27 protein-coding genes are annotated in these 22,920 nt (G+C 63.2%); 12 read left to right on the top strand and 15 right to left on the bottom strand.

The annotated features are described in order from the left end of the window. Positions 1–4: 4 nt before the first annotated feature. Positions 5–463 (top strand): MaoC family dehydratase, encoded by a 459-nt coding sequence (locus tag FNB15_RS08315; protein ID WP_144068253.1) that lies wholly within the window; start codon positions 5–7, stop codon positions 461–463. Here FNB15_RS08315 and FNB15_RS08310 read toward each other — a convergent pair. Both FNB15_RS08310 and FNB15_RS08305 read right to left on the bottom strand, forming a co-directional pair. Further along, positions 460–1,689 (bottom strand): MFS transporter, encoded by a 1,230-nt coding sequence (locus FNB15_RS08310; protein ID WP_144068252.1) that lies wholly within the window; start codon positions 1,687–1,689, stop codon positions 460–462. The genes FNB15_RS08315 and FNB15_RS08310 overlap by 4 nt on opposite strands. 4 nt (positions 1,690–1,693) lie before the next feature. After that, positions 1,694–2,590 carry an alpha/beta fold hydrolase gene (locus FNB15_RS08305; RefSeq protein WP_144068251.1) on the bottom strand — a complete coding sequence of 299 codons (897 nt, stop codon included), beginning with the start codon at positions 2,588–2,590 and terminating at the stop codon, positions 1,694–1,696. A gap of 171 nt (positions 2,591–2,761) precedes the next feature. Here FNB15_RS08305 and FNB15_RS08300 point away from each other — a divergent pair, with 171 nt between their 5' ends. Next, positions 2,762–3,400, top strand: a complete 639-nt coding sequence (locus FNB15_RS08300) for a glutathione S-transferase family protein (RefSeq protein WP_144068250.1) — start codon at positions 2,762–2,764, stop codon at positions 3,398–3,400. Between the two features lie 148 nt (positions 3,401–3,548). Then, positions 3,549–4,148, top strand: a complete 600-nt coding sequence (locus tag FNB15_RS08295; RefSeq protein ID WP_144068249.1) for an alpha/beta fold hydrolase — start codon at positions 3,549–3,551, stop codon at positions 4,146–4,148. A 325-nt stretch (positions 4,149–4,473) separates the two neighbouring features. On the opposite strand, the gene FNB15_RS08290 is transcribed toward FNB15_RS08295, so the two are convergent. Continuing rightward, positions 4,474–5,427, bottom strand: coding sequence for an acetyl-CoA carboxylase carboxyltransferase subunit alpha (locus FNB15_RS08290; protein ID WP_144068248.1), 954 nt, complete (start codon positions 5,425–5,427; stop codon positions 4,474–4,476). A gap of 146 nt (positions 5,428–5,573) precedes the next feature. On the opposite strand from FNB15_RS08290, the gene purH reads away from it, so the two are divergent. The 3 genes from purH to FNB15_RS08275 all read left to right on the top strand — a co-directional run bounded on the left by purH (position 5,574) and on the right by FNB15_RS08275 (position 9,250). After that, the gene (gene purH / locus FNB15_RS08285) at positions 5,574–7,160 is read left to right on the top strand and encodes a bifunctional phosphoribosylaminoimidazolecarboxamide formyltransferase/IMP cyclohydrolase (RefSeq protein ID WP_144068247.1); all 1,587 of its coding nucleotides are present in this window, start codon (positions 5,574–5,576) and stop codon (positions 7,158–7,160) included. Position 7,161: 1 nt separating this feature from the next. Further along, complete coding sequence (locus tag FNB15_RS08280) at positions 7,162–7,803, top strand: glutathione S-transferase family protein (RefSeq protein ID WP_144068246.1); 642 nt, start codon at positions 7,162–7,164, stop codon at positions 7,801–7,803. A 199-nt stretch (positions 7,804–8,002) separates the two neighbouring features. Further along, positions 8,003–9,250 carry a cyclopropane fatty acid synthase gene (locus FNB15_RS08275; protein WP_144068245.1) on the top strand — a complete coding sequence of 416 codons (1,248 nt, stop codon included), beginning with the start codon at positions 8,003–8,005 and terminating at the stop codon, positions 9,248–9,250. Positions 9,251–9,271: 21 nt separating this feature from the next. Here FNB15_RS08275 and FNB15_RS08270 read toward each other — a convergent pair whose 3' ends face one another. Further along, entirely contained in the window at positions 9,272–10,690 is a 1,419-nt protein-coding gene (locus FNB15_RS08270) for an MFS transporter (protein ID WP_185973777.1), read from the bottom strand. Positions 10,691–10,763: 73 nt separating this feature from the next. Beyond that, positions 10,764–10,931, bottom strand: coding sequence for a hypothetical protein (locus FNB15_RS20940; protein WP_185973776.1), 168 nt, complete (start codon positions 10,929–10,931; stop codon positions 10,764–10,766). A gap of 72 nt (positions 10,932–11,003) precedes the next feature. On the opposite strand from FNB15_RS20940, the gene FNB15_RS08265 reads away from it, so the two are divergent. The 5 genes from FNB15_RS08265 to FNB15_RS08245 all read left to right on the top strand — a co-directional run bounded on the left by FNB15_RS08265 (position 11,004) and on the right by FNB15_RS08245 (position 14,619). After that, positions 11,004–11,984 (top strand): TRAP transporter substrate-binding protein, encoded by a 981-nt coding sequence (locus FNB15_RS08265; protein WP_144068243.1) that lies wholly within the window; start codon positions 11,004–11,006, stop codon positions 11,982–11,984. Between the two features lie 75 nt (positions 11,985–12,059). Further along, positions 12,060–12,569, top strand: a complete 510-nt coding sequence (locus tag FNB15_RS08260) for a TRAP transporter small permease (RefSeq protein ID WP_144068242.1) — start codon at positions 12,060–12,062, stop codon at positions 12,567–12,569. Between the two features lie 13 nt (positions 12,570–12,582). After that, complete coding sequence (locus FNB15_RS08255) at positions 12,583–13,896, top strand: TRAP transporter large permease (protein WP_144068241.1); 1,314 nt, start codon at positions 12,583–12,585, stop codon at positions 13,894–13,896. Positions 13,897–13,906: 10 nt separating this feature from the next. Next, entirely contained in the window at positions 13,907–14,260 is a 354-nt protein-coding gene (locus FNB15_RS08250; protein ID WP_185973775.1) for a RidA family protein, read from the top strand. 5 nt (positions 14,261–14,265) lie between these two features. After that, the gene (locus FNB15_RS08245) at positions 14,266–14,619 is read left to right on the top strand and encodes a RidA family protein (RefSeq protein WP_221932771.1); all 354 of its coding nucleotides are present in this window, start codon (positions 14,266–14,268) and stop codon (positions 14,617–14,619) included. A gap of 21 nt (positions 14,620–14,640) precedes the next feature. Here FNB15_RS08245 and FNB15_RS08240 read toward each other — a convergent pair whose 3' ends face one another. After that, positions 14,641–15,204, bottom strand: a complete 564-nt coding sequence (locus FNB15_RS08240) for a cupin domain-containing protein (protein ID WP_144068239.1) — start codon at positions 15,202–15,204, stop codon at positions 14,641–14,643. 171 nt (positions 15,205–15,375) lie between these two features. Here FNB15_RS08240 and aptA point away from each other — a divergent pair, with 171 nt between their 5' ends. Next, positions 15,376–16,725 (top strand): omega-aminotransferase AptA, encoded by a 1,350-nt coding sequence (gene aptA, locus FNB15_RS08235; protein ID WP_144068238.1) that lies wholly within the window; start codon positions 15,376–15,378, stop codon positions 16,723–16,725. A 69-nt stretch (positions 16,726–16,794) separates the two neighbouring features. On the opposite strand, the gene FNB15_RS08230 is transcribed toward aptA, so the two are convergent. The 9 genes from FNB15_RS08230 to FNB15_RS08190 all read right to left on the bottom strand — a co-directional run bounded on the left by FNB15_RS08230 (position 16,795) and on the right by FNB15_RS08190 (position 22,839). Further along, positions 16,795–17,799: a zinc-dependent alcohol dehydrogenase family protein gene (locus FNB15_RS08230; RefSeq protein WP_144068237.1), complete on the bottom strand. Its 1,005-nt coding sequence runs from the start codon at positions 17,797–17,799 to the stop codon at positions 16,795–16,797. Between the two features lie 7 nt (positions 17,800–17,806). After that, positions 17,807–18,295 (bottom strand): SRPBCC family protein, encoded by a 489-nt coding sequence (locus FNB15_RS08225; RefSeq protein WP_144068236.1) that lies wholly within the window; start codon positions 18,293–18,295, stop codon positions 17,807–17,809. 111 nt (positions 18,296–18,406) lie between these two features. Continuing rightward, on the bottom strand, positions 18,407–18,982 hold the full coding sequence (locus FNB15_RS08220; RefSeq protein ID WP_221932770.1) for an SRPBCC family protein: 576 nt from the start codon (positions 18,980–18,982) through the stop codon (positions 18,407–18,409). Beyond that, entirely contained in the window at positions 18,979–19,293 is a 315-nt protein-coding gene (locus FNB15_RS08215; protein WP_221932769.1) for an ArsR/SmtB family transcription factor, read from the bottom strand. The genes FNB15_RS08220 and FNB15_RS08215 overlap by 4 nt, the downstream gene beginning before the upstream one ends. A 107-nt stretch (positions 19,294–19,400) precedes the next feature. Further along, positions 19,401–19,829, bottom strand: a complete 429-nt coding sequence (locus tag FNB15_RS08210) for a response regulator (RefSeq protein WP_144068234.1) — start codon at positions 19,827–19,829, stop codon at positions 19,401–19,403. A gap of 104 nt (positions 19,830–19,933) precedes the next feature. Beyond that, the gene (locus FNB15_RS08205; RefSeq protein WP_144068233.1) at positions 19,934–20,341 is read right to left on the bottom strand and encodes a carboxymuconolactone decarboxylase family protein; all 408 of its coding nucleotides are present in this window, start codon (positions 20,339–20,341) and stop codon (positions 19,934–19,936) included. A 19-nt stretch (positions 20,342–20,360) separates the two neighbouring features. After that, positions 20,361–20,891, bottom strand: coding sequence for a cell wall hydrolase (locus FNB15_RS08200; RefSeq protein ID WP_144068232.1), 531 nt, complete (start codon positions 20,889–20,891; stop codon positions 20,361–20,363). Then, the gene (locus tag FNB15_RS08195; protein WP_144068231.1) at positions 20,888–21,496 is read right to left on the bottom strand and encodes a 2-hydroxychromene-2-carboxylate isomerase; all 609 of its coding nucleotides are present in this window, start codon (positions 21,494–21,496) and stop codon (positions 20,888–20,890) included. The genes FNB15_RS08200 and FNB15_RS08195 overlap by 4 nt, the downstream gene beginning before the upstream one ends. A 23-nt stretch (positions 21,497–21,519) precedes the next feature. Then, positions 21,520–22,839, bottom strand: a complete 1,320-nt coding sequence (locus FNB15_RS08190; protein ID WP_144068230.1) for a deoxyguanosinetriphosphate triphosphohydrolase — start codon at positions 22,837–22,839, stop codon at positions 21,520–21,522. Between the last annotated feature and the right edge of the window lie 81 nt (positions 22,840–22,920).

The raw sequence follows: 22,920 nt of genomic DNA, 5'->3' as shown, positions 1-22,920 counted from the left end.
AAAGATGAGCCGGAGCGAGCGCTGGTTTGAGGATTACACGGTGGGTGAAGTGATTCGCGCCGATGGCGTGACGATCTCGGAGGCCGAGATCCTGTCCTTTGCCTTCACCTACGATCCGCAGCCCTTTCACCTCGACAAGCTGGCCGCCGAGCAGTCGCCGTATAAAGGCCTGATCGCCTCGGGCTGGCAGACAGGCTTGCTGGGCTTCCGCATGCTGCTGCAGGCCGGACTGCTGGGCAAAGGCAGCATGGGCTCGCCCGGCCTGGATGAAATCCGCTGGGCCATGCCGGTACGGCCGGGCGACACGCTGTTCGGTCGCGCCAGCATCGAGGACAAGCGCGAGAGCGCGTCGAAACCCGACCGCGGCATCGTGAAGATGAAATACTGGATCGAGAACCAGAAGGGCGAGACGGTGATGAGCTTCTTTGGTACCCAGATGGTGCTGAAGAAACCGACGGCTTAACTTACCGCCGGCTTCACGGCCTGTTCGATCGGCTTTTCCTTCACCGGCAGGTTGGCGACCATCGCCACGAAGCCCAGCGCCGCACAGATCCACCACATCAGGTCATACGAGCCGGTACGGTCGTAAATGAAGCCGCCGAGCCAGGCGCCGACGAAAGAGCCGAACTGGTGGCCGCAGGACACCACGCCGAGCAGCGTGCCTATATAGTAGGGCCCGAAAATCTGCCCCAGCAGGCCGGCGGTCGGCGGGATCGACGACATCCAGAAAATCCCCAGCACCGCCATCAGCGCCAGCATCAGCGGCTGGTCGAGCGTCAGCAGCACGAAGGCCAGCATGGTGGCGGCGCGCAGGCCGTAAATCCAGATCAGCAGCTTGCGCTTGCTGCGGGTCTGGCCGAGCGCGCCCGAGGTATAGGAGGCGAACAGGTTGGTGATGCCGAGCGCGCCCATGGCCATCGCGCCCGCCTCGGGCGGCAGGCCGATACTGACGATATAGCCGGGGATATGCGTGAAGCCGAAACCGGCATGCAGGCCGCAGATGGTGAAACCGAAGACGATCAGCCAGAAGCTGCGGCTGCCTGCCGCCAGCTTCAATGTTTCCGACACGCTGCTGCGCGGCGCAGGAATGGCATCCTTACGCGCCAGCAGCAGCACCATGGCCGCCGGCGCGATGCAGGCCGTGCAGCCGGCCAGGATCAGCAACGAGGTCTGCCAGTCGAGCACCATGATGAAACCCTGGCTGAGCGTGGTCAGCACGATCTGGCCGAGCGACGACGCCGTGATCGCCAGACCGGCAATCCAGCTCTGCATCGCCGGCGGCACAATCCGCGTGACGGCACCGACGCAGATCGTCCAGGACGCGCCGGCCACGCCGAGGCCGTTAAACACGCCACCAAAAATATAGAAGGCCAGCGGCGTATCGGCAAAGGCCATGCCGGTCAGGCCGATCACATAGAACAGCGCGCCGCTGCACAGCACACGCACACTACCCTTGCTGTCGGCCCAGGCGCTGAAGAACGGCTGCGACAGACCCCAGACCAGATTCTGGATCGCCAGCGCCAGGCCAAAGGTTTCGCGATCCCAGCCACGCGCCTGCAGCACCGGTTCGAGAAAAATCCCTAAGCTGGTCCGGGTGCCAAACGACAGGAAGGCGACCAGCGAGGCCGCAACGATGCAGGCATAGACGATGGTCGACGGGCGAACGCCGCTCGCAGTGGTAGCGGTCATGATGTCAGGCTCCGGCTGCTACGCGACGACGGGCAGTGGGCGCCGGCGCACCGGACGCATTGTGGCGCCGCTGCCAGGTGGCGATCAGGCCGGCCAGCTGCTTCGCATGGCTGATCGGAATCATATGCCCCGCATCGGGCATCGTGCAGCGCTCGGCCTGAGGCAAGGTTTTTTCCAGCAGGGCCGCAATCTGCTGCGCCGGTTCGGGCGAGCGCAGCCCGTTGATGATCAGGGTCGGGACGTGCAGATCGCATAAATCAGCCAGGCGCGTCGGTTCGGAGAACAGCGCGGTAAAATCCTGGGTCACCACATGGACCATCGCGGCCATGGTTTTCTGTGTCTCAGGCGGAATCGCCGCCCATTTGCCGGCACCGTTCCAATAGTCGACGAAAACGCCCATGGCATGGCGCCGCGTGGAGTCGCTGTCGGATGCCGCGCCCTGCAGGATGATCTGGGCCACACTGGCGATCTGGTCGAACAGTACCGCCTCGACGATGCCGGCGTCCCGCAGCAGCGAGAAATAGGTCGGCTCGATCACGGTCAGGCTGCGCAGGCGGTCAGGCATGCGCTGTGCGAAATGCAGCGCCACCGCGCCGCCGAAGGAATGTCCGACCAGATCGAAGGGCTCGTCCAGGTCGCCAACCGCGCGCGACACCAGTTCGACGGCATGATCCAGCGTGAAGATGCGTCCCGCCGGCCAGGCCGCGGTCTTGCCGCAGCCAAACAGTTCCGGCCGCAGGATCCGGCGCGACGGCATGTTGTCCATCGCCGCCCAGGTCTCCATCGTTTTGGTCCAGAGATGGCGGTCGGCGCCGGAACAATGCACCAGCACCAGCGGCCGGCCGGAGCCATCATCAGCGCAGCCAATCGAAAAGCCGGCCGGCATCACATCATCGATCATGGTCTCTCCTGCCGAATCGGGCGCAACTGCCGGGCGGCTGGCCGAGGGTGTAGGTGATGGCCATGGAAGCGACCGTGTGAGGCAGCGTGTAAATTTCGGCTCGCCGGCTTGACCGGAGGCTATCTCTGCCCTTTTTCTGTCAGAGACCAATTCCCTCGGGGGTAAATCCACATGTCCGTCACGCTCTATTACGGTTCCGGCTCAGCCTATGCCTGGCGCGTCTGGCTGGCGCTGGAACACAAGTCCGTGCCGCATGAGGTGAAGGTGCTGTCGTTTTCCGCCGGCGACCTGAAGACGCCGGAATACACCCGGCTCAACCCGCGCCAGCGTGTACCGACCCTGGTCGACGGCGAGTTCGTCATCCGCGAATCCGCCGCCGTCATGGAATATGTCGAGGAGCGCTGGCCCGAGCAGCCGCTGTTTGCCAAGGAGCTGCATCTGCGCGCCACGCAGCGCCGCATGATCCGCGAAGCCGATGACGATGTCGGCACCAAGGTCGGCGAGTTGTTCGAGGCGGTGTTCGCGCCACCGGAGAAAGCCGATGCCGCGAAGCTGGCGGAGGCCGTGGCCGCCGTGAAGGCCGAGATCGCCCAGTGGGAACCGCAGATCGCCGGCAGCTACATCAACGGCGAAACCATCTCAGCGGTGGACTACACGCTGTATCCGCATCTCGCCATCATCGGGCGCTTTCAGTTGCGCAAGCCGGACGCCATTCCGGCCGATATCTTCAGCCCGAAGATCGACGCCTGGATGGAGCGCATGAAGGCGCTGCCGATCATGCAGAAGACCTGGCCGCCGCACTGGAAGTGACGCTTCTTTTTTTGTCATTCCCGCGAAAGCGGGAATCCCATTTTTCGCCGCAATGAAATGCGACCCGGCTCAAGGCCGGGGTGACGGTCTATTGTAGCGATACAACTCGGCGCGTGACGGTTTCCCTTCCCTGCGCCATGCTGCCTCCATGACGCATCTTCTCTTCCTGCCCGGCGCGGGCGGCGCAGCGGAATTCTGGCACCCGCTCGGCGCGCTGCTGCCGGGGCAATACGACAAGACCTACCTGAACTGGCCGGGACTGGGCCATCAGGCGCACAAGCCCGGCCTCGACAGCCTGGATGCCCTCACCGCGCATGCCGCCGCGCATCTGAAAAGCGATACGGTGGTCGTGGCGCAGTCGATGGGCGGCATCTTCGCGCTGCGACTGGCGTTGCTCTATCCACAGACGGTGATCCGGCTGGTGCTGACGGCAGCCTCCGGCGGCATCGACGTGATGCGCTTTGGCGCCGGCGACTGGCGGCCGGCCTATCGCGCCGAATATCCGAATGCCGCGCCCTGGATCACGCAGGCGCGCGCCGATCATACCGCCGAGATCGCCAGCATCGCGCAGCCGGCTTTGCTGCTGTGGGGCGATGCCGACACGATCAGCCCGGTGGCGGTGGGACGGCATCTGCACGGGCTGCTGAAGAACAGCCGCCTGCAGGTGGTCGCCGACGGCACACATGGTTTCGCGCAGGAGCGGGCGGGCGAGATCGCGCCGCTGGTGCGTGAGTTCATCGAAAAATAGATCTCACCCCGGACCCTCGCCCTCCCGCGCTTCGCTGCGGGTCCCTCCCTCTCCCGCTTGCGGGAGAGGGGTGGGGTGAGGGCCCTTGAATGTCACCGCAGCCCGCCCCACCTCCTCCGCGCTGCCGCTGTTGCCCAGCGTGAACCAGACTGTCCCACCCCGGATCGAATGGGACGAAACTGGCTCAAACAGGACGAAACGGGACGGAACAGGCTCAAACGGGACGAAACAGGCTTCGAACAGGCTTCGATTGGGACGGAACAGGACGCAAAAAAGCCCGCGGTGGATGCCGCGGGCTTTGTGACATCAGGAGTTTGCGCCGGCGTTACAGCCCGTTGCTGCCCATCTCGAGGAATTTGCGGCGGCGGGCTTCGCGCAGCGCGCCGGGCTCCTGCCCGACCAGATTGCGCAAACTGGCCTCCAGCGCATCGCCCAGCGACGTCATCGCCTGACCCGGATTGCGATGGGCGCCGCCCAGCGGTTCCTTCACGATCTCGTCGATCACCTTGAGCTTGAGCAGGTCTTCCGCGGTGACGCGCAAAGCCTCGGCGGCATCCGGCGCCTTGCTGCCATCATTCCACAGGATGGCGGCGCAGCCTTCGGGCGAGATCACCGAATAGATCGCATGTTCGAACATCAGCACGCGATTGGCCGCGGCCAGCGCCACCGCGCCGCCCGAGCCACCCTCGCCGACGATGGCAGCCACCAGCGGCACGCGGATGTCGAGGCAGCAGTCGATGGCGCGTGCGATCGCTTCGGCCTGGCCGCGCTCCTCGGCCTGCACGCCCGGATAGGCGCCGGCGGTATCGACCAGGGTGATGACCGGCAGGCGGAACCGGTCGGCCATGCGCATCAGGCGGATCGCCTTGCGATAGCCTTCCGGCTTGGCCATGCCGAAATTGTGCTTGAGGCGGCTTTCGGTGGTGCGGCCCTTTTCATGGCCCATCACCATCACGGCGCGGCCGCGGAATCGCGCCAGGCCGCCGCTGATGGCGCCGTCCTCGCCGAACGCGCGGTCACCGCAGAGCGGCACGTAATCCGTCACCAGGCCTGCGATATAGTCGGCGAAATGCGGGCGGTCCTGGTGGCGCGCCACCTGGGTTTTCTGCCAGGCGCCGAGCTTGGCATAGGTCGCCTGCAGCTGCTGGGTGGCCTTGGCCTCCAGCCGCTCCAGGTCGTCGCTGATGTCGCTGTTGCCCTGATTGGCGAGCTGCTTGAGCTCGGCGATTTTCGCCTCCAGCTCGGCAATCGGCTTTTCGAATTCGAGATATGAGCGCATGGGGGCCATCGTTTAGCACGGATCGGCCCCCCAGACAAACCCTGCAAGCCATTGTTTTCGGACGATTTTACACCGCTTTTGCGCGTGGAGCCGCCGTGCTATAGCCCTGCCCGACCGTCCCTCCTGCCCTTTGAGGCCTTTGCCCCATGTCCACCGATCTCGTTCCCGTCCGCCGCGCGCTCCTCTCTGTCTCCGACAAGACCAGCCTGATCGAGTTCGGCAAGGCGCTCAGCGGCTTCGGGATCGAGATCCTGTCCACCGGCGGCACCTACAAGGCCCTGAAAGATGCTGGCGTGGCGGTGAAGGAAGTGGCCGAACATACGGGCTTCCCCGAGATGATGGACGGCCGGGTCAAGACCCTGCACCCCACCATCCATGGCGGCATCCTGGCCTTGCGCGACGAAGCCGAACACAAGGCGGCGATGGAAAAGCACAACATCCCGCCGATCGACCTGGTGGTGGTGAACCTCTATCCCTTCGCCGCCACCGTCGCCAAGGGCGCGGATTTCCCGACCTGCATTGAGAATATCGATATCGGCGGCCCGGCCATGATCCGCTCGGCAGCCAAGAACCACGGCTTCGTCAACGTGGTGGTCGATGTCGCTGACTACGCAAAGATCGTCGAGGCGCTGAAGGCCAACAATGGCGCCACGCCGCTCGGTTTGCGCCGCGAACTGGCCGCCAAGGCCTATGCCCATACCGGCGCCTATGACTCGATGATCGCCACCTGGTTCGCGCGCCAGAACGGCGAGAGCTTCCCGCCGACGCTGCTGGTCTCGGCCGAGCGCAAGCAGACACTGCGCTATGGCGAGAACCCGCATCAGCAGGCGGCATTCTATGTGACGGGCGACAAGCGCCCGGGTGTGGCCACGGCGCAGCAGCTGCAGGGCAAGGAACTCAGCTACAACAACCTGAACGACACCGACGCCGCCTTCGAGCTGGTGTCGGAATTCAGCGACAAGCCGACCATCGCCATCATCAAGCACGCGAATCCCTGCGGCGTCGCCATGGCCGACAGCCTGTCCGCGGCCTGGGATGCGGCTTTGCGTTGCGACAGTACCTCGGCGTTTGGCGGCATCGTCGCGATGAACCGCAAGCTGGACAAGGCCACCGCCGAGAAGATCGGCGCGATCTTCACCGAAGTGATCGTGGCCCCCGAAGTCGATGAAGACGCCAGGGCCTTCCTGGCGGCGAAGAAAAACCTGCGTCTGCTCGTCACCGGCGGCATGGCCGATCCGGTGGCGAGCGGCTGGTTCGTCAAATCGGTGGCGGGCGGCTATCTGGTGCAGACCCGCGATGCCGGACGCATTGTAGAGTCTGATCTCAAGGTGGTGACCAAACGCGCGCCCACGCAGCAGGAACTGGCCGACATGCTGTTCGCCTTCCGCGTCGGCAAGCATGTGAAGTCGAATACGATTGTGTACGCCAAGAACGGCGCGACGGTGGGTATCGGTGCCGGCCAGATGAGCCGCGTCGACAGCGCGCGCATCGCCTATCGCAAGGCCCAGGATGCCGCCAAGGCCGCTGGCCTGAGCGAAACCCTGACCAGGGGCTCGGCGGCGGCATCGGACGCCTTCTTCCCGTTTGCCGACGGCCTGGAAGTGCTGGTGGAAGCCGGCGCGACCGCGGTGATCCAGCCCGGGGGGTCGATCCGCGACCAGGAAGTGATCGACGCCGCCGACAAGGCCGGGCTGGCCATGGTCTTCACCGGCATGCGCCACTTCCGCCATTAAAATGTACAAGCTTTATTGGGCTCCCGGCTCGGCGGCGATGGCGCCGCAGGCGGTTCTGGAAGAGATCGGCGCAGCCTACGAGCCGGTTCGCCTCGACCTGACCGCCAGGGAACACGAGCAGGCCGACTATAGGCGGCTCAACCCCAATGGCCGCATTCCGACGCTGGTGGATGGCGATTTCGTCATCTTCGAGACCGCCGCGATCTGCCAGTATCTGGCTGACAAGCACGCGGACGCGAAGCTGGTCCCGACCGAACACCCGTTGCGCGGGCGGCATTACCAGTGGCTGACCTACATGACCAACACCGTGCAGGTGGAGTTCACCGACTGGTTCCATCCTGACTGGACATTTGCCGATCCGGCGCAGCAGGCGGCGCTGAAACTGGCGACTGAGCCGAAACTCTATCGCACTTTCCAGGTTCTGGATGATGGCATCGGCAGCGGCAACTGCATGTTGGGATCGGCCTTCAGCCTCTGCGACATCTATCTTGCGATGATGGCGCGCTGGAGCCGCTTCCTCGAACGGCCGATGTGGCGCTGGGCGAATATCGAACGCGTCGTCGGCGCGACCTATACCCGCCCGGCCTTCCAGCGCATGCTGCAGAAGCAAGGCATTGCCTGGGCCGAGAACTGGGGTAAGTAGACCGCAAACTGGCGACACGATACGAAATAACTGTCCCGCGTATAGCGCGGGCCGGTAACCAACTCACTGGATATATCGCCCGGATAGCTATCTGGGCAATCGCAGCGGGCAGCCACAAGCCCTCTTGTCGAGGCTCGTCTGCCGCGCCAATATAAAACACGGGATGGGGCGTTATCTCTGACTTACAAGGAGATTCCGCATGCTTCTTGGTGCCGTGTTCAAGAGACTCATCAGGACCGGATCGCTGACGGTGATCGATCATCGCGGCGAGCGGCGGCATTATGGTGAACCGGCCGGCCCGGAGACGGTGGCGATCCGCATCACCAGCCTGAGCGCCGAATGGCGCATCGCGCTGAATCCGAAACTTGCCGTCGGCGAATGCTACATGAACGGCGAGCTGGTCCTCGAACAGGGCGGCATCTTCGACTTCCTCACCCTGGTGGTGCGCAATCTCGGCGTCCACGGCAATATTCCCTTCACCGGCATCCAGCGCGGCTGGGAACGCGCGATGCGGCTGTGGTACCAGTTCAACCCTGAAGCCGCCGCCAGCAGGAACGTGCAGCATCACTACGATCTGGACGGCCGGCTCTACGACCTCTTCCTTGATACCGACAAGCAGTATTCCTGCGCCTATTTCCCGACGCCGGACACCACGCTGGAACAGGCGCAACTGGCCAAGAAGCGCCACATCGCAGCGAAGCTGAACCTGAAGCCGGGCATGCGCGTGCTGGAGATCGGCTGCGGCTGGGGCGGGCTGGCGCTGTATCTGGCGGAGACCTGCGGCGTGGAGGTGGTCGGCATCACGCTGAGCCATGAGCAGCATGCCATCGCCAGCAGCCGCGCGCAGGAACGCGGCCTGAGCGACCGGGTGAAATTCGAGATCGTCGACTACCGCCGGATGCTGGGCCGCAAATTCGACCGTATCGTCTCCGTCGGTATGTTCGAGCATGTCGGCGTGCCGCATTACCGCGAATATTTCGCAGGCATCCACAACCTGCTGACCGATGACGGCGTGGCGCTGGTGCATTCGATCGGCCGCTCGGAAGGGCCCGGCACCACGCCGGCCTTCATCCGCAAATACATCTTCCCCGGCGGCTATATCCCGGCGCTGTCGGAAGTGATGCCGGTGATCGAGCAGAGCCAGCTCTGGGTCACCGACATGGAGATCCTGCGCCTGCATTATGCCGAGACCCTGAAACACTGGCGCATGCGCTTCATGGCGCAGTGGGACAAGGCCAAGGCGCTTTACGATGAGCGCTTCTGCCGCATGTGGGAATTCTACCTGGCGGCATCGGAAATCACCTTCCGGCACTGGGGCCATATGGTGTTCCAGGTGCAACTGGCCAAGAAGGTCGACACCCTGCCGATCACGCGCGACTACATGCATGATGCCGAACTGGATCTCGCCAACCGCGAGAAGCCGCAGCGTTTTGCCAAGACCGGGTAAAACCGAAAAGGCCCCGGCGCGTTACTGACGCGCCGGTTCCTGAACCTTCCACAGCAGCGCGAAGCCGAGTGCCAGAAAGACCAGGATCACCACCGGCGCGATGCGCTGGGTGGCGAAGACCGCTGTTGTGATCCCGATCAGCAGCGGCGCCAGGAATGTGGTGGCGCGACCGGACAGTGCGAAGATGCCGAAGAATTCGCCCACCATGTCGGGCGGCGACAGGCGAGCCACTAAAGTACGACTGGCCGCCTGCATCGTACCCATGCCAAGCCCGAGGAAGGCCGCGCAGAGGAAGAAGACCTGTTCGCCCGCGGAGGAGAACAGCCCGGCACCGGCGAGCTTCGGCGCGGCCTCGATGACGAACAGCACACTGCTGTGTCCGATCGACATGATGCCGAGCGTGCCCACGCCCACCAGGCAGATTGCCAGCTGTACGGCGCGTTTGGAGCCCCAGCGGTCTTCGAGCCATCCGCCGAAGATCACGGCGGGAATGGCGATCACGTTGAGCGCGATGCCGAACAGGCCAAGCTCCGTCGTGCCCCAGCCGAACACGCCGGCAGCATAAATGCCGCCGAAGCCGATCACTGCCACCAGGCCGTCGTAGTAGACCATGTAGGACAGCAGGAAGCGCAACAGGTTTTTGTAGCGCCGCATATGGCGGATCGTGTCGATCACGCGGCGGATACCGTCGCGCACCACGGTGCGGAACGGCTTGCCCGATCCGGGACGGTCGGGCGTGAACAGGAACATCGGCATCACGAAGATGCTGAGCCAGATCGCCGCCGCAGGTCCGATGATGCGTTCGGCCTCGAAGGCATCGCGCTTCAGGCCGAGCAACGCCTCGCCCGGCGGCGGCATCATGCCGATCAATTCGGGTTGCGACACGATCAGCACGCCAAACAGCGCGATCAGCCCGCCGACATAGCCCATGCCCCAGCCGAGACCGCTGAGCCGCCCGACATGGCGCGGTGTTTCCAGCGATGGCAGCAGCGCATTGTTGAACATGATCGAATATTCGGCAGCGATATTGGCCAGCACCAACCCGAGAATGACCAGCGGGATCAGCTGCGGCTGGCCGGGCTGGGCGAGCCAGAGCAGCGCACAGCCGAAGGCGAGCTGGAACTGGAAGGCGAAGAGCCACGGTTTGCGCTGGCCGCCAGCATCGGCGATAGCGCCGAGGAAAGGCGCGCCGAGTGCCACGATGACGGCCGAAAAAGCCTGCGTGAAGCCCCAGAGCGACTGCCCGTCCACCGGATTGCCGATGACCTTCGAGGTGAAATACGGCGCGAAAATGAAAGTGGTGATGACGGTGAAATACGGCTGGTTGGCCCAGTCGAACATCGCCCAGGACAACCGCGCGCGCCATGAGGCCGGCTGCTGCACAGGCGGTTCACCGGAAATCTGCGGCGCGGCGGAGACCCGATCGTCTGCGATGCTCATGGCTGCCCGTTTTTCTGCCGTTCCCTGCCTGTGCGGCACCATAGCCGGTTCCAGGCCAGTGCGCCAATTGCCGTCATGCCTGACGGATGGCATGGGTTTTTGCGGTTGCGAGGGAAAAGGCAGTCTGAGTGACGATTGGGCCATTGGTTCGCATCAGGAAGAATGACCGGTTCACGATCATCTTGCCTGTTTCAGCGCCAGCCTGTTTTCTGCGCGCCTTGGCCTTGCCAAAACTGGTCATACGATGACAAACTATTTTACATGCGCGCCACGCGAAGTCCTGGGCGCATCGTCCAACGGGGAGATAATCGATATGACTCGCAAGATGTGGCTTTCCGCCGCCGTGTTCGGCGTTGCGCTGGCTGGTACCTCGAGTGCCTTCGCGCAGACCAAGTGGGACCTGCCTGGTGCCTATGGAGCAAACAGCTTCCATACCAAGAATCTGGTCCTGTTTGCCGAAGACGTGAAGAAGATGTCGGGCGGCAAGCTGGAGATTACCGTCCATCCGGGCGCGTCGCTGTTCAAGGCGCCGGAAATCAAGCGCGCGGTGCAGACCGGTCAGGTGCAGATCGGCGAAGTGCTGATGAGCAACATCGAAAACGAAATCACCGTGTTCGGCGCCGATGCCGTGCCCTTCCTCGCCACCAGCTACGATGCCTCGGTGAAACTGTGGAAGGCGCAGAAGCCGGTGATCGACAAGAAGCTGGCCGAACAGGGCATGACCGGCCTCTATGTGGTGCCGTGGCCGCCGCAGGGCGTCTATGCCAAGAAGGACATCAACACGGTTGAAGACCTGAAGGGCACCAAGTGGCGCTCCTACAGCCCGGCGACCGCCCGTATTGCCGAACTGGTCGGCGCCCAGCCGGTGACCATCCAGGTCGCCGAACTGGCCCAGGCGCTTGCCACCGGCGTGCTCAACTCGATGATGACTTCGGGTTCGACCGGCCGCGACATGAAGGTCTGGGAAGGCCTGACGCATTTCTATGACACCCAGGCCTGGCTGCCGAAGAACCTGATCTTCGTCAACAACGACGCCTTCAAGAAGCTGGATGCGGCGACCCAGAAGGCCGTGATGGATGCCGCTGCCGCTGCCGAAACGCGTGGCCTCGCCATGTCGAAGGTGGAAACCGAAGAGTCGAAGGCCGATCTGGCGAAGAACGGCATGAAGGTTCTGCCGCCCTCGCCGGCACTGAAGGCCGGTCTGGAAAAGATTGGCGTGACGCTGACCGAAGAGTGGATCAAGAAGGCCGGCGCCGATGGCCAGGCCATCGTCGACAACTACAAGAAAATGTAAAACGCAGTCGGGCGGGCCTCAAAAACCCGCCCGACGCTTTTCTGCGCCCCGGTTTCTACTTTCGAGTTTCACTCCATGCGCTCTCCGCTCGCACCGCTCTACCAGGCCGCCCTATGGCTGGCCGGACTGTTCATGATCGCCCTGCTGGTCGCGATCATCCTCAGCATCCTGGGCCGCCAGTTCGATTTCTATATCCGCGGCCTCGACGCATATGCGGGTTACTTCATGGCCGCCGCGTCCTTCCTGGCACTGGCCGGCACGCTCACCAAGGGCGACCATATCCGGGTCACCCTGGTGATCAGCCGTTTCACCGGCAAATCGCGCCGCGGCTTCGAGATTTTCTGCCTGATCATGGCCGTGGCCATTTCCGGCGTCTTCGCTGCCTACAGCGTGAAAATGGCCTGGTGGTCCTACAAGTTTAACGATATCAGCAGCAGCCATGACGCCACGCCGTTGTGGATTCCGCAGATCCCCATGGCGCTCGGCATTGCCGTGTTCTTCATCTCCTTCGTCGAGGAGCTGTTCATGGTGCTGATGGGCAAATCGCTGGAAAAGCCGGCCGACGAGCTGGCGCGCACGGAATAACGGGAACCGAAGCATGGACCAGGTTTTTATCGCCGGCTTCCTGATTGCCGCGCTGTTCGTTCTCTTCGCTGCCGGCCTGTGGATCGGCCTCGGCCTGCTCGCCTGCGGCTGGATCGCCATGGCGGTCTTCACCTCGCGCCCTGTCGGCGACGCCATGGTCACCACCATCTGGGGCTCCAGCTCGAGCTGGACGCTGACCGCGCTGCCGATGTTCATCTGGATGGGCGAGATCCTGTTCCGCACCAAGCTGTCGGAAGACATGTTCCGCGGTCTGGCCCCTTGGATGACGCGCATTCCCGGCCGCCTGCTGCACACCAACGTGATCGGCTGCACCATCTTTGCCGCCGTCTCCGGCTCGTCCGCCGCCACCTGCGCCACCATCGGCAAGATGACCATTCCCGAGTTGCGCGCGCGCAAATATCCGGAAGACCTGGTGATCGGCACGCTGGCCGGCGCCGGCACGCTGGGCCTGCTGATCCCGCCGTCGCTGATCATGATCGTCTATGGCGTCGCCACCGATGTCTCGATCTCCAAGCTGTTCATCGGCGGCGTCATTCCCGGCATCATGCTGGGTGCGCTGTTCATGGGCTATATCGTGGTGTGGTCGCTGCTCAATCCCGGCAAGATTCCGCAACCGACCGAGCGTTACACCCTCAAGGAAAAGATCTTCGCCTCGCGGCACCTGCTGCCCACTGTCGCCTTGATCGTGGCCGTGCTCGGCTCGATCTATACCGGTATCGCCACTGCCACCGAGGCCGCCGGCCTGGGCGTGGTCGGCGCGCTGCTGGTGGCCAAGCTGCAGGGCTCGCTGACCTGGCAGACCTTCAAGGAAAGCCTGCTCGGCGCCACGCGGCTCAGCTGCATGATTGCTTTGATCCTTGCAGGAGCAGCCTTCCTGACGCTGGCGATGGGCTTCACCGGCCTGCCGCGTCATCTGGCCGACTGGATCGGCCAGATGGGCCTTTCCGCCGGCGCGCTCATCGTCGTGCTCATGGTCTTCTACATCATTCTCGGCTGCTTCCTCGACGGCATCTCGATGATCGTACTGACCATGGCGATCGTGCTGCCGATGATCGAGAAGCTTGGCATCGATCTGGTCTGGTTCGGTATCTTCCTCGTGCTTGTGGTCGAGATGGCGCAGATCACGCCGCCGGTCGGCTTCAACCTGTTCGTGCTGCAGGGCATGACGGGACACCAGATCACCTACATCGCCAGGACGGCCTTCCCGCTGTTCCTGCTGATGTGCGTCGCCGTGGCGCTGATCTATTACTTCCCCGGCCTGGTCACCTGGTTGCCGAACCAGATGATCGGCAATGCCGCCGGCTGACGGAGACAGCATGACTTCGATCAAACGTTTCCCCGGCAGCGTCGCCGGGCGCAGCAGCGCCGTCGCCTATGATGGCCTGGTCTTCACGGTGGCGACCGCCGATACCTACGAACTCGACATGCGCAAGCAGGCAGCCGAGGCGCTGGCCAATCTGGACACGCAGCTGGCCCTGGCCGGCACCGACAAGTCACGGCTCTTGTCCTGCACGGTCTACATCACCGACATGGCGCTGAAACCGCAGATGAACGAGGTGTGGGATCAGTGGGTCGATATGGCCAATCCGCCGCAGCGCGCCTGCATCGGCGCAGCGCTTGAAGACGGCGATCTGATCGAGATCGTCGCCGTCGCCAGTACAAAGGAGTAGGCGCCATGCAGCCGATCACACGCCTCTCAGGCATGACACCGACCCGCAGCCGCGCTGTCGTCCGCGGCAACCTGATCTACACGGTTGCTGTCGCCGACACCGCCGAGCAGGATATGCGCCGGCAGACCACGGAGACGCTCGCCAAAATCGAGCACTTCCTCAAGGAGGCCGGCAGCGACAAATCGCGGCTGCTGTCCTGCACGGTCTACATCTGCGACATGGCGCTCAAGCCCCTGATGAACGAAGCCTGGGATGCCTGGGTGGATATGGACAATGCACCCCAGCGCGCCTGCATCGGTGCCACGCTGGAGCATCCGCATATGGTCGAGATTGTCTGCGTCGCGGCGACGAAGGCCTGACGGCCCTTAAAACGTCGGCCCTCAAAAAGTGGGGGGCGTGCAGGCGCTGATCAGCTCGCAGGGTTCGGGACCGATATTGCGGAAGCGATGCGGCTGGTCGCTTTCGAAATAATAGGCATCGCCCGGACCAAGCACCCGCACCTGCTCGGCCACCGTTACTTCCAGCCGGCCGCGGATCACCACGCCGCCCTCCTCGCCTTTATGCCGCAGCATCACCCGGCCGGTATCCGCGCCGGAGGCATAGCGTTCGACCAGGATCTGCAGCGCGCGGCTGCGCAGGTCGGCGCCGACCTGGCGATAACTGATCTTGCCCTTGCCCACTTCCACCAGTTCATCGGCCGCATAGAACGGCTTGGCTGCGGCGGGCGCGTCTTCAAGGGCAAAGAACTGCGCCAGCGACATCGGCAGGCCGTCGAGCACGCGTTTCAGCGCGCCGACCGAGGGGTTCATCTGGTTGGCCTCGATCAGCGAAATGGTGGCGTTGGTGACCCCGGCGCGGCGGGCCAGTTCGCGCTGCGACAGCTTGGCCGCCAGCCGCACCGCTTTCAGCCGGCTGCCGATGTCGATACCCGGGGTCTGATCCATGGCCCGCTCCGTCTCTGGCGCCCTGTTTTACTGTTCACGATCCTGAACATTCTGCTCATGATCTTATAAATATCAAGGGTTTATCCGGGTCAGAAAAGCACTGTTTCGCCACCCTGAAACCCCCGATGATGCGGCTCTGCCCCCTATTTCCCGGCATCATCGGAGCTCGTCATGTCCGCCAATCCCGCGCGCGTTTCCAACGAAAATACCGCCGTCCCGAACGACCTCGAATCCTGGTGGATGCCCTTCACGGCCAACCGCCAGTTCAAGGCCAATCCGCGACTGCTGGTGGGCGCCAAGGACATGCACTACACGACGCATGACGGCCGCCAGGTGATCGACGGTTCGGCCGGCCTGTGGTGCGTCAATGCCGGCCATTGCCGCAAGCCGATCGTCGAGGCGATCCAGAAACAGGCAGCCGAAATGGATTTCGCGCCCACCTTCCAGATGGGCCATCCGAAAGCCTTTGAGTTCGCCTCGCGGCTCGCCCATCTGGCGCCGGGCGATCTGAACCATGTCTTCTTTGCCAATTCGGGCTCCGAAGCCGTCGATACCGCACTCAAGATCGCCATCGCCTATCACCGCGCCCGTGGCGAAGGTGCACGTACCCGCCTGATCGGCCGCGAACGCGGCTATCATGGCGTCGGCTTCGGCGGCATATCCGTGGGCGGCATCGTGTCGAACCGCAAGGTGTTCGGTCCGCTGCTGGCCGGCGTCGATCACCTGCCGCACACCCACAGCCTGAAGGACATGGCCTTCAGCAAGGGCCAGCCCGACTGGGGCACCCATCTGGCCGACGACCTGGAGCGTATCGTCACGCTACACGACGCCAGCACGATTGCCGCCGTGATCGTCGAGCCGGTCGCCGGCTCGACCGGCGTGCTGATCCCGCCGAAGGGTTATCTGCAGAAGCTGCGCCAGATCTGCGACAAGCACGGCATCCTGCTGATCTTCGACGAAGTGATCACCGGCTTCGGACGCACCGGTGCCGCCTTCGGCGCCGAGACCTTCGGCGTGATCCCCGACATGATGACCACCGCCAAGGGCCTGACCAATGCCGCCGTGCCTGCTGCCGCCGTCTTCACCCGCAAGCATGTGCATGATGCTTTCATGAGCGGGCCAGAGAACATGATCGAGTTGTTCCACGGCTATACCTATTCGGCGCATGCCCTGGCCTGCGCCGCCGGCATCGCCACGCTCGACCTCTATCGCGACGAAGGCATCTTCGAGAATGCCAAGGCGCTGGCGCCCTACTGGGAAGACGCCGTGCACAGCCTGAAGGGCGTGAAGAACGTTATCGACCTGCGCAACATCGGCATCATGGCCGGCATTGAAATGGCGCCGCGCGAAGACGGCGCGGGCAAGCGCGGCTACGAGGTGTTCGTGAAGGCCTATGAGAAGGGTCTGATGGCACGGCTCACCGGCGACACCATCGCGCTGTCGCCGCCGCTGATCCTGACCAGGAAACACATCGACGATATCTTCGGCATCCTGAAGGACGCGATCCAGAGCGTGAACTGATTTCGCAGCCAGTTCCCGCTTCCATGGAGAAGCCCGGTCTCCCGCGAAAGGAGGCCGGGCTTTTTCGCGTCAGAGTTCCAGGCAGACCTTGCCGAAATGCATCCGCGATTCGTAATGCCTGAAGGCGGCGGCAATGTCCTGCAACGCAAAACTGCGGTCGATCACAGGTTTCAGGCGATTCACCATAATCGCCCGGATCATGTCTTCCTGGTCGGTCCGGCTGCCCACCGAAACACCGGTCACGCGGATCCGGTTTGAGAACAGCGCCGGGATCGACACGTCCGCCGTAAAACCGGTCAAAAGACCCACGAGCGCGATATGCCCGCCCGTCCTGCAGGCTGCGACCGACTGCATCAGCGTCGTTGCCCCGCCAACTTCGATCACATGATCGACGCCGCGTCCGTCCGTCAGGTCTTTCGCTTTCCGGCCCCAATCCGGCTCCGCCCTGTAGTTGATGACGGCATCGGCGCCGAGCCGCTTGAGTTTTTCCAGCTTCTCATCCGAGGAAGAGGTGGCAATGACTCTGGCACCAGCCACTTTTGCGAATTGCAGTGCGAACAAGGATACACCGCCAGTCCCCAGAACCAGAACGGTATCGCCGGGTTTCACGCCGCCATCCACCACAAGGCCGCGCCAGGCAGTGACGCCAGCGCAGGTCAGCGTGGCGGCCTCTGCCGGAGTATACCCCGCAGGTGCCTTGGTGAATGCGCGCGACGGCCTGCAGACATACTGACTGGCGAAACCGTCGACACTTTCGCCAGGGACGACCTGCTGGATCGCCGGCGTCAGATTCCCCCCTGCCCAATCGGGATAAAATGCGCTGACGACGGTCTCACCCGGCCGGAACGCGTCCACGCCGGCGCCAAGCGCGACCACGTCACCGGCGCCGTCGCTCAGCGGGATGCAGCCATCGGCGCAGGGAATCTTCCCGTTCACCACCATGCTGTCATGGAAGTTCAACGCGGCTGCGCGGATTCTGACGATCATTTCGCCCGGCCCCGGCGCGGGACAGTCCTCTTCGACCAGATCGAGATTCTCAAGGCCGCCCGGAACTTTCAGTCGCACCAGATGCATGACCGTTTCAGGCACCCTTCGCCCGGATCAGCCTCTGCTCGCTGCCTGTCCTGGCTTCACCGATATTGGGCTGACCTTTACCGGTCGCGATCAGCTCGCGCAGGCTGCTGATATAGGTGCTCCAGCCATCCCGGCACACATCGTAGCATTCATACTCCGGCACCAGTCCCAGATGCGTGAAGCGAAGCTCGGTGCGGTCGCCGGCCCTGGCGATATCGAACACGATTTCGGTTCCCGTCCATTCGGTCTTGTCTTTGGTGAAGCTGAAGTAATTGTCGACCACACGCCACACGACCTTCCGGGCCGGGACCATCTCTTTCACCGCGATGTCGCAGCGGTGCAGATCGAGCACGCTATGGATAAAACGGTCGCCGACTTTGTCGGCCGATCCTTCTATCCCTTCAGACCACCATTTCCGCACGTTGCAGATGGCGGCGAAAACCTCTTCCGGTGACTGATCGACCAAAAATCCGATCGTGTAATCGCGCTTCTCCATAACTCGATCTCCGTCTGTTTGCTGCAGTTGGCATAGGGGTGCCGTTGGCGCCGGCCACAGCCGGCTCCCGGTTTCGATGTCGGCCCTGGCGGCAGGCCGATTGACGTGATGTCAGACCGCGAACTGCGCTTTGTAATGCGCCTGCACCTGGTCGAACTTGCTCCAGTAGGGCGGCTTTGGTTCACCGTTCAGCACCGCCACCAGCACGCCGGTATGCACATGCCAGCCGCAGGAGACCATCAACCCTTCGGTATTGCTGGTCAGGCGACGATGCGTCAGCGCCAGCATCACGCTCTTGCCCTGCGCCTTTAGCTCAAAGACGACTTCCGAGGCCGGACTGCCGTCGCCGGCATCACCCCAGGTAAAGCCCAGCAGATAGGGCGGTGCCAGTTGCGTGATGCGCCCGGGATTGGTCAGCGGCCCGGCATAGGGTTTGAGCCAGTCAGGCACGGGCTCACCCTTCGGCGCCAGTGTGGCGTTATGGAATTCCAGCGTCACCCGGCCGCCGACACGCAGTTCCATCTCGCCGCCCGCCAGCCAGGTCGCGCGCTTTTCCGGCACGGTGATGTAGTCCCAGACGCGCTCGATCGGTCCCGGCAGGATGCGCTCGAAACGCACTGCACCGGATTCCAGGATTTTCCCGTAGGCGTCGTTGTCGATCACCTGCTTCATCGAGACACTGTTCATCGCCTGCTCCTTTTTGCTTTCGGCTTCCGTTCCGGCTTCAGCAATTCGCGCTCCAGCGCATCCAGCCGCGGCGCCCAGAAGCGGCGCACATCGTTCAGCCAGGCATCCATTTCGCTCAGGCCCTGCGGGTTGAGCTGGTAGATGCGGCGCTGACCCTCGATGCGCACCTGCACCAGGGCCGCTTCGCGCAATACTTTCAGATGCTGGGAAATCGCCGGTCCGCTGACATCGAAGGCCTCGACGATCTCGCCGGCGGCACATTCGCCGCGACTCAGCAGTTCGACGATGCGGCGACGGGTGGGATCGGCCAAGGCTGTGAATATCTCCATGACCTTTATTTATGATTTTCACTTAAATAAGTCAACACTTAAATATTGGTGATAAACCGCCGCCGCGGGTACAGCTGTGCAGAAAATCGTCAGACCGGCTTCATGGTCTTCAGCAGCGCGCCTAGATTCTGGATAGCCTGGCCGAAGGCTTCATAATTGATCGGCTTCACCACATAGGAATTGCAGCCGAGGCTGTAGCAGCGATCGACCTCGTATTTGTCGTCGGTGGTGGTGAGCACGACGACGGGCGAATGCTGCAGGTTCTGATTCTTCTTCACCGTCTGCAGGATATGGGCGCCATGCATGTCGGGCAGACTCAGATCCAGCAGCAGCACGAAGGGGCGATCGTGATTGGCCGCACCGGTGCCATCTGGCCCGAGCAGGTATTCCAGCGCCGGAGCGCCGGTGGTGAAGGGCACGATCTCGTCGTCAATGCCGGCGCGACGCAGATGGCGCTCGATCAGGCGCGCGTGCCCCTCGTCATCCTCGATCATTACGATGGTAATCTGGGTCGACATGGCCATGTGCGGCATACTCGATTGCTCAGTATGCCGACAGGATTCCAGTAAATGCCGCCAAGCTCAAGCCATAGCGCTGCGGCACAGCTTGGCTTGGCCGGTTATCATCCCTTCTTCGGCACTGCACCCGCCTCGACCAGCACTTCATTGGCCGCCTTGAAAGCGTCCAGGCCGGCCGGAATGCCGCAGTAGATCGTGGCATGCAGCAGCACTTCCTTGATCTCGTCGACGGTGACGCCGTTGTTCAGCGCGCCCTTCACATGCAGCTTGATCTCGGGCGCGCGATTGAGCGCGGTGAGCATGGCGAGATTGAGCATGCTGCGTGTCTTGCGGTCCAGGCCGGGGCGGTCCCAGCCATAGCCCCAGCACCATTCGGTGGTGATATGCTGGAAGGCCATCATGAAGTCGTTGGCATTGGCGATCGACTTATCGACATAGTCGGCACCCAGCACCTCGCGGCGCACTTTCAAGCCAGCTTCAAACAGCGCCCTGGTCTCATCTTCCTTCGCCATAGTGTCCTCCCCTTTTTCTCTATCGGTAGAATATGTGGTCGCCGATACGGGCGAGCCGTTTGCGCTTGGTCGCCCAGACCGGCGGCTTGATCTTGCTGCTGTGGAAATACAGTGCACCGCCGGTCGGATCGCCGGCTTCCGCTTTCATCGTCGCCTTGGCGACATCGACGGCTTCGTGCCAGTCCTTGTCGTCCTTGGGTTCGTCGCGCTTGCCGTCGCACCACCAGGAGAACTGGCAGCCCTTTTTCCTGCCTTCCGGCTTCTGCGCCACGACACCGCAGATCGTATTCGGGAATTTCGGATTCTTCGTGCGGTTCAGCACGGTATGCGCCACCGCCAGCTGGCCTTCGCGCGTCTCGGTCTTGCCTTCCCAGTAGACCGACAGCGCCAGGCATCTGGTCTCGGCATCCATTGTGGCGGCCGGCACCGTCGCGGTGGATGCCACGGGCACCTCTGCCGGTGTCTCCGGCGCCGGCTTCTCCTGGGCTGCCACATCCGGCGCGACAAGGCCGGACAGAAGCAGCAGCAGAATGAGCCGGCGCAGACTCATGTCAGACCGGCCAGCTTACGTTCGACGAAGTCGAGCCGGTCCTGGCCCCAGAAAGGCTCGCCTTCGATCACGTAGAAGGGCGCGCCGAAAGCGCCGGCGGCAATCGCCTGCTGCGTGCCGCGTCCGTATTCCGCCAGCAGTTCCGGCGTCTCGATGGCGGCGAACAGTTTGCCGGCATCGAGGCCGTTTTCGGTGATAACCTGCTTCAGGTCGTCGGGGTTGGCGATATCGCGCTCCTCGGCCCAGAGGCCGCGCATCATCGCATGCGCCAGCGTGATCGCTTTATCATTGCCCGCACTGTCTCGCGCCGCCGTCACCAGCTTGCCCGCCATCGTTTCATTGGTAGGGAAACCCTTTGGGCGCAGGTTCAGCTTGACGCCGAGATGGCTGCGCCAGCGTTCCAGCTCGACAAAGCGATAATCCTGGCGCTGCTGCGCGCGCTTGAGCAGCGGCAGGCCGCCGGTCGCATCGAACAGCGTGAGCGGCGCCATCGGAATGATCGTCACCTGTGCGGCGTATTTTCTGGCCAGGGTGGCAAAACGCTCCGAGCCGAGATAGGCCCAGGGGGAACTGATGAAGACGTAATAGTCAATCTTGACCGCCATGTTTCCTCGTCGCCGTTTTATCGTTACTGCAGACCGCGCAGCCGCTGGAACTGCGTCAGTGCGTAAGAATCCGTCATGCCGCTGATGAAATCGGTCACGGTCAGCAGCCAGTCGTAGCGCGAGGCCTCACCGCGCGGCAACGAAGGCATGAGACGCAGCAGGGCGCGCTGCCGCGGCGCAAGCGAAACGCTGCTGCCACCCGCCAGTTCCAGCGCATGATGCGCCTCGCAGAAGGCCGCCAGCAGGCTGGTAAGGATTTCGCCGCCCATCACCTCGGTCTGGAAACGCTCGCGCGTCTCGAAAATGCGGGCGCGTGTGAAACTGGCGATCTCGTCCAGCTGCGGCGTCACATCAGTCTTACCCAGCAGGTCACCGGTGAATTTGCCCCGCAGGATCTCGGCTTCATGCGCGAGAAAAACCTCGACGGCGAGATCGATCAGGTCACCGATCACCTTGGCGCGCAGATAAGCGATCTTCCAGGTTTCGTCGGTGATCTCGGCATAGCGCGGCGGCAGGCGGCGCAGCAGGCTCTTCAGCCGCTCTTCGGCTTCAGCGAATGTGATGCGGCCGAGCTTGAAGCCGTCCTCGACATCGACCACCGAGTAACAGATGTCGTCGGCCGCTTCGACCAGATAGGTCAGCGGATGTCGCGCATAGCGATCCTTGCCCAGCGACACCAGCCCGACATTGCCGGCCATTTCCTCGAACAGGCCGGCCTCGGCAGCGAAATGCCCGAATTTCTTTTTCTTCGGGTCGGCCGCCTGGCTGCCGAAGGGGTATTTCATGAAGGTGGCCAGCGTGGCGCAGGTGAGCCGCAGACCGCCGGCATCGCGCCAGTTCTGCAGCCGTGTCATCACGCGGAAGCCCTGCGCATTGCCCTCGAAGCAGAGGAAGTCGAGACGCTCGGCCTCGCTCAGGCCCTCCATCAGGCTGGCGCCCGGGCCGGACTGGAACCAGTGCTGGATGGTCGCTTCGCCGAAATGGCCGAATGGCGGATTGCCGATGTCATGCCCCAGGCACGCCGCGGCAACGATATGGCCGAACTCGGCCGCGCTGATGCCCGTCAATGCTGCGCCATGGCGCTCGAGCACAACCTGCCCGACCTGCGCCCCCAGCGAGCGCCCGACCGATGACACTTCCAGTGAATGGGTCAGCCGGTTGCGCACATAGTCGCTCTCCGGGAGCGAGTGCACCTGTGTTTTATCCTGCAGGCGCCGGAAGGCCGAGCAGAAGACCACACGGTCCCAGTCTTTCTGGAACGGATTACGTGCCGGCGTGACCGGCTCGGCGCCGTGGTGCCCGAGTCTCTGGGCAGACAGCAGCCGCGACCATTGCATCGTCATGGCCGGCACTGTGGCGGCTCTGATTCCGGCTTTCAAGGCCCGGCCAAGGGCTTAGCGGGGGCGGAAGTCCGGCGAAATAGG

Origin of the sequence: Ferrovibrio terrae (genome assembly GCF_007197755.1) — a bacterium.
Lineage (GTDB): Bacteria > Pseudomonadota > Alphaproteobacteria > Ferrovibrionales > Ferrovibrionaceae > Ferrovibrio > Ferrovibrio terrae.
Note: the sequence above shows the minus strand (reverse complement) of the source record. Positions and strands in the feature narration are given on the sequence as shown.